Consider the following 12,795-nt stretch of genomic DNA (forward strand, 5'->3'; position numbering starts at 1 on the left):
TAAAAAACTCCTTTTAAATCATTAGATTTAAAAGGAGTTTTATGTGTGGTCCCACCTGGACTCGAACCAGGGACCACCTGATTATGAGTCAGGTGCTCTAACCAGCTGAGCTATAGGACCGGTTATAATTTTGAAATACGTATTCTGATTAAAATCAGTAAGACCGGTGCTCATACCAGCTGCATTACAAAACCCGCAAATTGCGGATGCAATATTACTACTTATTTTTAACTGACACAAACAAAATAATGCTTACTCTCTAATTTCTTGACACAACTCTACCAACACTCCGTTCGCAGTCTTTGGATGAACAAAGGCTACTAGCTTGTTATCAGCTCCTTTCTTAGGTTTTTCATTCAATAATGTGAAGCCTTCTTTTTTTAAGCGTTCCATTTCTGCAACGATATCTTCTACCTCAAAAGCTACATGGTGTATGCCCTCACCTTTTTTTTCTAAGAATTTGGCTATAGGTCCGTTTGGTTCTGTGGCAGCCAAAAGCTCTATCTTATTAGGTCCGTTTTGAAAGAAAGAAGTCATTACGCCCTCAGAAGCTACTTCTTCTTGTTTATAGGGAGCGACACCCAATAATTTCTCGAAAAGTGCATTAGAATCTTCCATGTTCTTCACCGCTATACCTAAATGTTCTATCTTTTTCATTCCTTATTTACTTCAGTGTGCCTTATATAGGGGTTAAGATACAATTTCTATGTATTTTTGCAGTATGGAAACGCAAAGACAACGTAAAATAGCTGGGGTCATTCAGAAAGACATTGTAGACATTCTACAAAAGGCTGCCATTGATGGCGGACTTCGTAATACGCTTATCTCTGTTTCCAAGGTTTCAGTAACTACAGATCTATCTATCGCTAAAATATACTTGAGTATTTTCCCTAATGAGAAATCGGGTGAATTGATGGAGGGTATAAAATCTAACCAACCACTTATTAAACATGAGCTTTCTCAACGTACCCGCAACCAATTGCGTAGAGTACCTGAGTTGTTATTTTACCTAGACGATTCTTTAGATTACATAGAGAATATAGAAAAGTCGTTAAAACGCGAAGAGAACCCAATAGAGAACAGAGATTTGTTACCTAAACGTAAAAAGAGCTGATCGGTTGAATTTTCCTCTCTATATCGCTAAAAGGTATGTGCGTTCTAAAAGTACCCAGAACGCGGTCAACATCATTAATTTTATCACCTTTTTAGTTATAGTTATTGGCTCTGCAGCACTTTTTATTGTGCTTTCGGCTTTCGCCGGATTAAAAACTTTTAGCCTTTCATTTACCGAATCTTTTGATCCTGACTTAAAGGCTTCTCCCGTAACCGGAAAGATATTTACCATAACGCCAGAACAAGAACAACGTTTACTGTCTGTTGACGGTCTAGCATTCTACTCTAAAGAAATAGAAGAAAAAGTATCTCTTGAACACCGAGGCAAGAATCATATTGCATACATAAAAGGAATCGATAGTAATTACACCAAAGTAACCGGTGTTGACAGTACACTCTACATTGGCGATTGGACCATTAATGATACCCAAGTAGTGGCAGGTTTAGGTATTGCCAATATTTTAGGGGTTACCATCAATCAGTTTCGTAGTCCTATGCAGATTTATGCCTTTAAACCCGGTAAAGGTTCGCTTTCACAAACCATGAACACATCAACGCTCTACAATCAACTACCTATGGTCATTGGTGGTGTTTATGCAGTTGAGGCAGATTTGGATAATAAATATGTGTTTGCCAATTTAAGATTGACTCAGGCTTTATTAGAAAAAGATTCGCTTTCCATTTCTGGTATTAATTTTAAGATGGATGAAGGTGTTGAACCAATTTCGGTTCGAGATGAAATTCAGTCTATCCTAGGCGCTAACGTGCAATTGAAAAATAGACAACAACTGAATAGTACGCTTTATAAAATGCTAAATACTGAAAATGTGGCTACCTATCTCATTTTTACTTTAGTACTTATCATTGCACTGTTTAATGTAGTAGGCGCTATTATAATGATGATTTTAGATAAGCAGCAAAATTCTAAAACACTTTACAGCCTTGGTACTACCATTAAAGAATTGCGCCGAATTTACTTTGTACAAGGAGTTCTAGTTACTGGTTTTGGCGGATTAATTGGTGTGCTACTAGGTGTGCTGATTGTATGGTCTCAACTTGCGTTTAGTTGGTTGAAAATTACGCCGTCGCTGGCTTACCCTGTAAAGTTTGAATTCATCAACATTGTCATAGTGCTGGCAACCATTTTAGTATTGGGCGTAATTGCTTCTAAAATTGCAAGTAGCCGTATTAATAAAAAGCTGGTAGACCTTTAAGCGTTGGTAAATTGGTGGTCACCAAACTTTTGCAACACCTCATCAAAAGCAGCAAATACAGATGCAGAATCATCACTAGTAACCATTTTCATACGATATTCTTTAAAATTAGGAATACCCTTGAAATAGTTGGTATAATGCCTTCTGGTTTCAAAAACCCCTAAGATTTCCCCTTTCCAGTCTATTGACATCTGCAAGTGACGTCGAGCAGCTTCTACGCGTTCTGCCATAGTAGGTGGCGCCAAGTGTGTTCCTGTTTCAAAAAAGTGCTTTATTTCCCTAAATATCCAAGGATAACCAATACTTGCACGACCGATCATAGCGCCATCCAAGCCGTATTCATCACGCATTTTCATAGCTGTTTCCGGGGAATTTACATCACCGTTACCAAATACAGGTATATGCATTCTTGGGTTGTTCTTGACATCCCTAATTGGGTTCCAATCTGCACTACCCTTGTACATTTGTGCACGGGTTCTACCATGAATAGCAATTGCGGCACAGCCTACATCTTGTAAGCGCTCTGCAACCTCAACAATTTTTATAGAGCTATCATCCCAACCCAGTCTAGTTTTTACCGTAATGGGCAAATTGCTATGTTCTACCATTGCCTTGGTCAAAGAGACCATTAAATCGATATCTTTCAAAATACCAGCTCCTGCTCCTCTAGAAACTACTTTCTTTACAGGGCAACCAAAATTAATATCTATAATATCTGGCTTAGACTTTTCTACAATCTCTACAGATTGTAGCATACTATCTAGATTGGCACCAAATATTTGAATACCTACAGGGCGTTCTTTTTCGTAAATATCTAACTTCATGACACTCTTTGCGGCATCACGAATCAATCCTTCCGAAGAAATAAATTCTGTGTATACCACATCGGCACCCTGCTCTTTACAAAGGGCTCTAAATGGTGGGTCGCTCACATCTTCCATCGGTGCTAAAAGCAACGGGAAATCAGGCAGTTGTATGTCTCCTATTTTGGGCACTGGCGTATTTTAATTTTGGGTTGCAAAGTTATATAAAAATACGGGAAGGGCATTACTACCATTTTTGTATAAATTATGCCCTTTTGAAGTGGATTGCTGAGGTCTGAAATACATGTTTGTAGAAAGGGCGTAAATTAGTAACTAAATTAATCTTCGACTGCGCTCAGACTGACATTTTATCACTTATTTCTCTTGCCAATTACTTTATGAACAATACACTTCTTATCGTCTCGCTTCCTTTTGAGCCTGTTGTGTTTGGTGTAAAGTTAAATATGCATCTTATTCTAGAGTACCTGGCTTTCTTTATTGGATTTCGATACTATGTTTTTCTTAGAAAAAGGAGTGCTGATGTCATTTCATCTAACAACCGACTTTCTATTATAATAGGTGCCGTCTTTGGGGCTTTGTTTCTCTCTAGGGTAGTTGCCTTTTTTGAAAATCCTGTGGCTCATATTCATGAAGATTGGCTATACAATCTGAACAATAAAACCATAATGGGCGGACTCTTTGGTGGTCTACTGGGTGTGGAGCTTGCCAAAAAAATCATAGAGGAGAAGCATTCGTCTGGAGACCTATTTACCCTACCTATTATCTTAGGGATTATTATTGGTAGAATCGGCTGCTTTTTAGCAGGTATTAAAGAGTTTACCTATGGAAAAGAAACAACATTGTTTACAGGAATGGACTTAGGAGACGGTATTCAAAGGCATCCTATTGCGTTGTATGAAGTGGTATTTTTAACGGTTCTTTTTATGATTATCCGTAGACTTAAAAATTCGAATCATACTTTTAAAAACGGTGACTTATTTAAGCTCTTTATGGTCTGTTACTTTTCCCTTCGTTTCTGTATCGAGTTTTTAAAACCCAACAGTTTTTATTTATTAGGACTGAGCAGCATTCAAATATTATGTTTAATTTGTTTGGTTTACTACTATAAATTCATCCTACAGGGAATTACATATGTCCGAAAGAAACTATACGTATTATGATTTTACTTTAAGCCTTTGCCCGGAATGTTTACGACGGGTAGATGCCAAAATCGTTTTTGAAAACGATAAGGTATACATGCTTAAAAATTGTAAAGAGCATGGTAAATCTAAAGTGCTTATAGCCGATGATATTGAGTATTACAAGAATATTAGAAACTATAATAAGGCTTCTGAATACCCTAAAACATTCAATACAGAAACGCATTATGGTTGCCCATATGATTGCGGACTTTGCCCTGACCATGAACAACATTCTTGTCTTACGGTAATTGAACTTACCGATCGTTGCAACCTTACCTGCCCAACTTGTTATGCAGGATCTTCTCCTACTTATGGTAGACATAGAACGCTTGAGGAAATAAAGAAAATGCTCGACGTCATTGTAAAAAACGAAGGAGAACCAGATGTGGTGCAGCTGAGCGGTGGTGAACCCACTATACACCCGCAGTTCTTTGAAATTCTAGATTATGCAAAATCACTTCCTATTCGGCATTTAATGTTGAATACCAACGGAATTAAAATTGCCAAAGATTTTGCATTTGCAAAACGATTGGCCTCCTATGCCCCAGATTTTGAAGTGTATTTACAGTTTGATTCTTTGGACAACAAAGTGCTGCAAACTTTAAGAGGCGCAGACCTTGCGGATGTTCGTTTACAAGCCCTTGAACATCTTAACAGATTAAATCTTTCTACCACTCTTGTTGTTGTTTTACAAAAAGAACTCAACGATCATGAAATGGGAAGCACTATTGACTTTGCCTTAAAACAAAAATGTGTGCGCGGAGTTACTTTTCAACCCACACAGATTGCTGGGCGATTAGAGAACTTCGAAGTTGATGAAAATCGTATTACATTAACCGAGGTACGACGAAAAATATTAGAGCAATCTCCCATTTTTGAATCTGATGACCTAATACCTGTGCCTTGTAACCCTGATGCTTTGGTGATGGCTTATGCATTAAAATTAGGAGATGAAGTGAATCCGTTAACGCGTTTTATAAATCCTGATGACTTATTGAACGAAGGAAAAAATACTATTATCTATGAGCAAGATGAACAGCTACATGGTAAAATGATCGAGTTGTTCAGTACTGGAAATTCCGTTGAAAAAGCTTCTGAAAACCTAAAGAGTATTATGTGCTGCTTACCAGAGATTGATGCGCCTGAGCTTGGATATGACAACCTATTTCGTATCATTATCATGCAATTTATAGATGCCCATAATTTTGATGTACGTGCCATTAAAAAATCATGTGTACACATTGTAAATAAAGACTATAAAATTATTCCGTTCGAGACTATGAACCTCTTTTACCGAGATGATAAAATTGAACGATTAAAAGAACTACAAAACGAAATGATATGATTTTAGAAGTTGGTAATCTTGATGGTCTTGCTACATTTTTGTTTCTAATTATGTTCGGTCCCGCAATATTGTTCATCATAATCGGGGCGATTTTGTTTTATTATAAAAAGAAAAAAGCGGGTAAGGTCTTTATGATATTAGCAGGCGTGTATTGCCTAATAAGCCTTGGTATATGCGGTGCTATGCTATCTTAGAAATTGTTATAATCGCTTATTTTCGTCTGTATTCTTACTTTTAGAATTATCTCGAATTTTTGTGTTCCCGAATTTATATCTAAAACCGAATACAAATAATCGACTTTCAGGCCTAGTACTGGTAGCGTTATTTTGGTCAAGGTAGTTTCTTGTAGAAAAGGTATTTCCGTTATTAAATATATCTTCTACTCCTATTGAAACACTAGCATCTTTATTCCAAAAAGTCTTTCTAAAATTTATACCTAATTTACTATAGGCTCTATATCTAGCATTACCTCTAACGTACGGAGAAATATAGTTAAAAGCTAGATCTGCATAGAGGGATTCATCTTTTAAAAGGGTAAAATAGTTATTCGCTCTTACATATGTTGTCCAAATAGAATTCTCAATAATTGCATCTGTTGTTATATCATTAAACTTATTTTGATTATAAGATTGGCTCACCAAAAAATAAAAGTACCAGTATGACGTAAGATATTTAGACACACTTATATCTGCGCCAAAACTGTAATTGGTTTCTAAATTTAGATATTGGGCTTTGAGAATATTCGTCGTATTATCTTGAATAAATTGTAGTACTTGTTCGTCTGATTTTATACTGGTAAATAAGGCAAACTTAAAGTCTTTGTCGTACACATAATCAACTTCTGCGTATGTGCGGTAAGCTGGTTTTAAATTAGGGTTTCCCTCAAGGATAGAATTTGCGGATAGGTAATATTGAAAAGGGTTAATACTGCTATATCTTGCCCGCGTAATTCGCCTGTAGTATTTTACCATGAAAGCATTTTTGTCTTTTGTATAAGACATTGACAGGTTTGGGAACAAATCAAAATAAGAAGTCGTATTCGTCAACGATAAAACATCTAAATCTCCCTTTGTATTTGTATATTCTGCTCTAAGACCTACATTCAACTTCCATTTTTCCCAACTGTTGCTAAGACTGACATACCCTGCATAAATTTGTTCGTCGTAATTAAAAATACCAGATTCCGTAGGGTTAATACCTTCAAAAGATTCATCAAAACCGGACTGTAGAATACTTGACTCAGAATTTATATTTGCAAATCTCAAGCCTGTTTCCATAGTCGACTGTTCTGACAGTGGTAACGTAAGGTCTGTTTGAGCACTGAAAAGATTTATGATTTGATCTGATCCTACATTTAAAGTATTCTCTGAAGTATTCTCTGTAAAACCCGCTACAATATCATTATTTAATTCTTGACTATCTCTAGAATCATAATATGTGAAATGTGCATTTGTTGTTATTTCTGCTCCTTTATCATTCAACTTATGCACCCAATCTAAATAATTAGAAGAGTTATAGGTATCATCGTTTACTATATTGAGACCTTTTAAACGCGCTATTAAATCTACATCTGTATTTTCTATATCGGTCGTAGAAGTATATAGAGTGTTGCCATTGGGCGAAAAACTTGAGGTGGAAGAAAGACTAATCGCATTTTTATCATTTAATTCAACATCTAAAAAAAGGTTTAGATTATGACTTTTTTTCTTAGTTACAGATTTTTGCTCTGCTGTCCAAATCTCACTTTCTTGTCCGTCTTCAAAAAATGTGGTAACATCAGAATATCTGGTCCAATCCCTATCATGACTAAAGCTATAGTTCGTTGAAAAATCTATCTTTTTACCTTTAAAAAAGTGATCTGTACCTACAGTATGTTTTGGTAAAACCCCTTGTGTATATCTATTAAAAACAGCACCATTATACCCTGCAACCAGGTTTTTCTTCATTTTAATGTCAATCAACAATCCGCCTTCAGCACTATATTTTGCAGGGGGACTCGTTATTACTTCTATAGATTGTACATTACTTGCTGAACTGCCGCTAAGTAAATTAATAATATCACTTTCTGGTAAGTTCACTAGCTTACCATTGATCATCACATTAACATTAGGGCTGCCATTAATGTATAACCGATTATTCATTACCATTACACCAGGAGTACGTTTTAGAACACCCCAGATATCTCCATCAGAAATTGCTGTGTTTTCTACAGTAAAAATATGCCGGTCCGCCAGTTGTTCTAATTTCGGTTTGTTTTGAGTTACAACCACTTCGTCTAACTCTTGGGCACTTTGAAGAACTAAGGGTTTCATTTCAATGTTTTCTGTAACTGAAATATTAGAGCTCTCTACAGTATTTGCTATATAACTGGCAACTATGTTATAAGTGCTAGAAGTAACAGCTTTAAACTCGTAAAAACCTTGGTCATTTGTGACCGTTCCTTTTATGAATTCACCCTCGCCGGTTAACAATATTACATTCGCTAAAACAACAGGGTTTTGATTGTCATCTATTACTACACCATTAATAATAAAATCTTGGGCAAACGCTAGGGTAAACGTAAGACAGAATAGTAGTGTTAAGTAAAAATTCCTAGTCATTTAGTGTGCGTAAAACACCTAAATGTAGGAAAGTAATATTGAATTATCTTACAGTATTCTTAAATTTTTCTTAATAAAAAATCAAGTTATTGATTGTGAGTAATTTAACCTTAATCAAGACGCTCTCGCTCTATTTTATCAATATCACGTTGATTGTCCTCTAAGCGAAAATTACCAAAGTTATACGTGAAGCCAAACTTTACATATTGGGTTTCGGGTTTAATAAAAAAACTGTTATCCTGATTTAAATATTTAGAAGATAAATAAGAATTGTAGTTTCCTAATAAATCATTGGCACTTACACTCAAAACCGCTCTGTTATCTAAAAAAGATTTTCTTAGGCCCACTGATAGATTGGTAGATTCCTCTTGAATGAAAGAACCTTGTAACCAACCTGATAAATATACAAATCCTAATTCTCCCTTAAAACTACCATCGTTGGAAAGCGTCACGTAATTGGTAAGGTCAACATATGCCCCGTTGTAATCATTCTTAAATGTATAATCATCGCTCTGTAGGGCTATAAATGTTTCATCTTCATGAAATAACGAAATATAGCTATACAAATACCACCTGTTGGTAATAGATTTTCCATAGGTAAAATCGAACCCATAGGAAGTACTTTCCAGTACATTTTGCGTAATATCCCTCAAAACAAAATCATTATTGTCTTGAAAAGTAAGAGTTGAAATATACTTGCCATTATCTCTATAATAGAAATCAAAATAGTATTCTTGATTCAGCGTATAATTCAAATTAAAATTATGACTAAAGCTTGGTGTTAAATTAGGGTTCCCTTCCTCAAAGGTGCGCTCATTAATATATGTTCTAAACGGATTTAAATCTTCATACCTAGGGCGCTGTACCTTTCTTGCATAATCAAACGATAAACTGTGATTTTCATTAATACTATGTAGTATGTACAAGGACGGAAAAAGTTCAAAATAGTTAAGATCATTTATACTAGATACATTGACCGACACCCCAGAACTTTCTGTTTGTTCTGCACGTAATCCTGTTTTTACGCTCCATTTTTCCCAGTCTTTGGATAAACTAAAGTATCCCGCATATACGCTTTCATCATAGGTGTAGTCATCAGACAAATTGGATATAAACTCCGTTCCGTTATTCTCTAAAAAATAATCTAATTTACTTTCAGAGTCTATAAAAGAACCTTTTGCCCCTGTTTCAAAAAATACACTACCTAAATAATCAGTGTAATCTATTTGAGCAGTCTTTATTTCTATCTGCTGATCGGCAATGGTCGAGAAATTAAAATCGCGCAGAAATGAGCCGTTAGGTTGAAAATAATCTGAGTTTACTTCTTGATTTCGATCTAAATCAAAATTTGTATAATGTGCATTTACTGTTAAGTTCCCTTGGTCCTTAAATTGATGTTTGAATGTAAGATCACCGGAAATATTATTCTTTCTTTCACTCAGAAAACTCTGTGTTGTAAATAAAGAATCTAAAACACCCGATGCATTTTTAATTGTAGTTTCCTGGAAAAAATCGGCATCCCTTTTTGGTTGAAATAGGGCATTACTTGTAAAACTTAGTGTATTGTTATCATTAAAATCATAATCTATAGCTAAACCCGCACTATGTGTATTGCTTCGGATTACTTGATCAAAATCAGTATCCCAAACAGAAACAATACCGGTATCATCCATGAAATTAGTATTGTTCAGTGTATTTTTAAATTCCTTCTTAGGAGTAAAATTATAACTGGCGTGAACGTTTAACTTTTTGGTTTTATAAAAATGCGATGTTCCAAAATTGTACTTTGGAAAGACCCCTTGTGTATACCCAGCATTTACATTGCCTTTATAACCAATGGATACATTTTTACTAGTAACGATATTTAAAATTGATCCGCCCTCAGCATCATAACTTGCTGGCGGATTATGTATTACCTCAACTGACTGTATATTATCCCCCTGGTAATTTTCTAAAAGACTTCTCACCTCTTCTGAAGACAATTGCACTTTACGATTGTTAATATAGACTGTAGTGGCTTGATTTCTGACTTTCAGTTCATCATTCATCATAATCACTCCTGGTGTTTGACGAAGAATGTCCCAAGAACTGTTCTGAGAAATAACCGTGTTTTCTACATTGAAAACAATACGATCCACTTCTCTTTTAACTACGGGTTTATTACTGGTTACAGTTACCTCGTTTAATTGTTCTGCTTCCTTTTCTATAATCAAGGCACCAATTTTAGTGTCCTTTAAAATTTCAAGAGGTAAATTTTTAGAGACTTGACCAACATATGATGCCTTTAAGAAATAAAGTCCTTCATCAACCTCAGAAAATAAAAAAACCCCATTTTCATCTGCAGAAGTACCTTTTACCAAAGTTGAATCTGTAACGGTCAGCAAAAACACGGATGCAAATGCAATAGGTTCTTGGTATTGATCTTTAACCTCTCCTTTTAATTCAAAGGATTGACTATATCCAAAATGGGACATACCTATGCAGAAGAGTAAAATAGCTGTTAGTAGTTTCAATGGTGACTCGGGGTTGGTAATCAAATCTAGTAAAAAAAACGTTGTAATCCTTTACAATATATGTAATCCAAACCAATCTTTACAACAATAAATAGGTAACTGCACTCAAGCTTAGCGCTATAAATTAGATTATATTTGCAATTGCTCTTTAATCCCTGGCAAGAATCTGGGTATAAAACAGCTTTATTATTACTGTTACCGCTATGAAAAACATTAGAAATTTCTGCATTATTGCACATATTGACCATGGTAAAAGCACCTTGGCAGACAGACTGTTAGAGTTTACAGGATCTGTTACAGATCGAGAGAAAAAAGAACAGCTACTGGACAGTATGGATCTTGAAAGGGAGCGTGGTATCACTATAAAAAGTCATGCCATACAAATGGACTACAACTATAAAGGTGAGCAATATATTTTAAACTTAATTGACACTCCTGGCCACGTAGATTTCTCTTACGAAGTTTCTAGATCCATTGCAGCCTGTGAGGGTGCATTGCTAGTTGTAGATGCGGCTCAGAGCATACAAGCGCAGACGATTTCAAATCTATATTTAGCTTTAGAAAACGACCTTGAGATTATACCTGTTTTAAACAAGGTAGATTTACCTAGTGCCAACCCAGAAGAGGTTACTGATGATATCGTTGACCTTTTAGGGTGTGATGCAGATGAAGTTATACCTGCATCTGCAAAGACAGGTATTGGTATTGAAGAAATATTAGCAGCTATTATTGAGCGTATTCCTGCTCCTACCGGTAATCCAGATGAAGCATTACAAGCTTTGGTGTTTGATTCTGTATACAACCCTTTTAGAGGTGTTGAAACTTACTTTAGAGTTATAAACGGTGAAATTAAAAAAGGACAAAAGATAAAATTCGTAGCTACTGACAAAGACTACTTTGCTGATGAGGTAGGAACTTTAAAGTTGACCCAAGAAGTTAAAAAGAGCGTGAAAGCTGGTGATGTTGGTTATTTAATTACTGGGATAAAAGATGCTCGTGAAGTTAAAGTAGGTGACACCATTACTGATGCCGCTAACCCTACTAAAAATGCAATTGCAGGATTTGAAGATGTAAAACCAATGGTATTTGCAGGGATTTACCCTGTTGATACAGATGAGTTTGAAGAGTTACGTGCTTCAATGGAAAAATTACAATTAAACGATGCCTCTCTTGTTTTTGCACCAGAAAGTAGTGCTGCCCTAGGTTTTGGGTTTAGATGTGGTTTCTTAGGTATGCTTCACATGGAAATCATTCAGGAGCGTTTAGAACGAGAGTTCAATATGACGGTAATTACCACGGTACCCAACGTTAGTTATCATGCATATACACGTAAAGATCCTGAAACACCTATTATTGTAAACAACCCTACAGATTTACCAGACCCTTCTGGTATAGATCGTGTAGAAGAACCTTATATTAAAGCCACTATCATTACAAAATCTGACTTTGTTGGTAATGTAATGTCTTTGTGTATTGAGAAAAGAGGTCAAATTACGAACCAAACGTATTTGACTACCGAACGTGTTGAACTTAATTTTGACATGCCATTGGCAGAAATCGTCTTTGATTTCTATGACCGACTTAAAACTGTTTCCAAAGGCTATGCTTCTTTTGATTATGCACCAATAGGTATGCGTACCTCTAAATTAGTACGTGTAGACATCCTTTTAAACGCACAACCGGTAGATGCCCTTTCTGCATTGATTCATGCGGATAATGCTGTTCATATCGGTAAAAAAATGTGTGAAAAGTTGAAGGAATTGATACCAAGACAACAGTTCGATATTCCTATTCAGGCAGCTATCGGTGCAAAAATTATCTCTAGGGAAACTACCAAAGCACTACGTAAAGATGTAACCGCTAAATGTTATGGTGGTGATATCTCGCGTAAGCGTAAGCTTCTAGAAAAGCAGAAGAAAGGTAAAAAACGTATGCGTCAAGTAGGTAACGTAGAGGTGCCACAAGAGGCATTTATGGCGGTATTGAAGTTGAACGACTAAACATC

General features: G+C 35.8%; 10 protein-coding genes and 1 tRNA gene. 6 read left to right on the top strand and 5 right to left on the bottom strand.

Annotated features, from left to right (window positions below; all coding sequences use genetic code 11):
* Window positions 1-46 precede the first annotated feature (46 nt).
* A tRNA-Ile gene (locus tag UH1x_RS08535) sits at window positions 47-120 on the bottom strand.
* A 132-nt stretch (window positions 121-252) separates the two neighbouring features.
* Window positions 253-657 carry a methylmalonyl-CoA epimerase gene (gene mce, locus UH1x_RS08540; RefSeq protein ID WP_396632751.1) on the bottom strand — a complete coding sequence of 135 codons (405 nt, stop codon included), beginning with the start codon at window positions 655-657 and terminating at the stop codon, window positions 253-255.
* A 64-nt stretch (window positions 658-721) separates the two neighbouring features.
* Here mce and rbfA point away from each other — a divergent pair, with 64 nt between their 5' ends.
* Window positions 722-1,114 (top strand): 30S ribosome-binding factor RbfA, encoded by a 393-nt coding sequence (rbfA, locus tag UH1x_RS08545; RefSeq protein ID WP_036150772.1) that lies wholly within the window; start codon window positions 722-724, stop codon window positions 1,112-1,114.
* 4 nt (window positions 1,115-1,118) lie between these two features.
* On the top strand, window positions 1,119-2,327 hold the full coding sequence (locus tag UH1x_RS08550) for an ABC transporter permease (protein WP_482626189.1): 1,209 nt from the start codon (window positions 1,119-1,121) through the stop codon (window positions 2,325-2,327).
* Here UH1x_RS08550 and dusB read toward each other — a convergent pair.
* A complete protein-coding gene (gene dusB, locus UH1x_RS08555; protein WP_036150776.1) occupies window positions 2,324-3,322 on the bottom strand; it encodes a tRNA dihydrouridine synthase DusB in 999 nt (332 codons plus the stop codon). The two genes, UH1x_RS08550 and dusB, sit on opposite strands and share 4 nt — an antisense overlap.
* A 206-nt stretch (window positions 3,323-3,528) precedes the next feature.
* Here dusB and UH1x_RS08560 point away from each other — a divergent pair, with 206 nt between their 5' ends.
* Genes UH1x_RS08560 through UH1x_RS08570 form a run of 3 tightly spaced genes read left to right on the top strand, consistent with a single transcriptional unit; the run spans window position 3,529 to window position 5,871 of the window.
* Entirely contained in the window at window positions 3,529-4,311 is a 783-nt protein-coding gene (locus UH1x_RS08560; protein ID WP_482626190.1) for a prolipoprotein diacylglyceryl transferase family protein, read from the top strand.
* Window positions 4,283-5,677 carry a radical SAM protein gene (locus UH1x_RS08565; protein WP_482626191.1) on the top strand — a complete coding sequence of 465 codons (1,395 nt, stop codon included), beginning with the start codon at window positions 4,283-4,285 and terminating at the stop codon, window positions 5,675-5,677. Before UH1x_RS08560 ends, UH1x_RS08565 begins: the two co-directional genes overlap by 29 nt.
* A complete protein-coding gene (locus tag UH1x_RS08570) occupies window positions 5,674-5,871 on the top strand; it encodes a hypothetical protein (RefSeq protein ID WP_036150782.1) in 198 nt (65 codons plus the stop codon). The genes UH1x_RS08565 and UH1x_RS08570 overlap by 4 nt, the downstream gene beginning before the upstream one ends.
* Window positions 5,872-5,877: 6 nt before the next feature.
* Here the strand turns inward: UH1x_RS08570 and UH1x_RS08575 are convergent, their stop codons facing one another.
* Both UH1x_RS08575 and UH1x_RS08580 read right to left on the bottom strand, forming a co-directional pair.
* A complete protein-coding gene (locus UH1x_RS08575) occupies window positions 5,878-8,277 on the bottom strand; it encodes an outer membrane beta-barrel family protein (protein ID WP_482626192.1) in 2,400 nt (799 codons plus the stop codon).
* 110 nt (window positions 8,278-8,387) lie between these two features.
* A complete protein-coding gene (locus UH1x_RS08580) occupies window positions 8,388-10,790 on the bottom strand; it encodes an outer membrane beta-barrel protein (RefSeq protein WP_482626193.1) in 2,403 nt (800 codons plus the stop codon).
* Window positions 10,791-10,993: 203 nt separating this feature from the next.
* Here UH1x_RS08580 and lepA point away from each other — a divergent pair, with 203 nt between their 5' ends.
* The gene (lepA, locus tag UH1x_RS08585; protein ID WP_482626194.1) at window positions 10,994-12,790 is read left to right on the top strand and encodes a translation elongation factor 4; all 1,797 of its coding nucleotides are present in this window, start codon (window positions 10,994-10,996) and stop codon (window positions 12,788-12,790) included.
* The last annotated feature ends 5 nt before the right edge of the window (window positions 12,791-12,795 follow it).

The organism is Maribacter sp. UH1, from assembly GCF_056839145.1.

What these genes read in the sequence shown, in the direction of transcription:
- mce (WP_396632751.1), bottom strand. Translation starts at nt 657, where the DNA reads ATGAAAAAGATAGAACATTTAGGTATAGCGGTGAAGAACATGGAAGAT.
- rbfA (WP_036150772.1), top strand. Translation starts at nt 722, where the DNA reads ATGGAAACGCAAAGACAACGTAAAATAGCTGGGGTCATTCAGAAAGAC.
- UH1x_RS08560 (WP_482626190.1), top strand. Translation starts at nt 3,529, where the DNA reads ATGAACAATACACTTCTTATCGTCTCGCTTCCTTTTGAGCCTGTTGTG.
- UH1x_RS08565 (WP_482626191.1), top strand. Translation starts at nt 4,283, where the DNA reads ATGTCCGAAAGAAACTATACGTATTATGATTTTACTTTAAGCCTTTGC.
- UH1x_RS08570 (WP_036150782.1), top strand. Translation starts at nt 5,674, where the DNA reads ATGATTTTAGAAGTTGGTAATCTTGATGGTCTTGCTACATTTTTGTTT.
- UH1x_RS08575 (WP_482626192.1), bottom strand. Translation starts at nt 8,277, where the DNA reads ATGACTAGGAATTTTTACTTAACACTACTATTCTGTCTTACGTTTACC.
- lepA (WP_482626194.1), top strand. Translation starts at nt 10,994, where the DNA reads ATGAAAAACATTAGAAATTTCTGCATTATTGCACATATTGACCATGGT.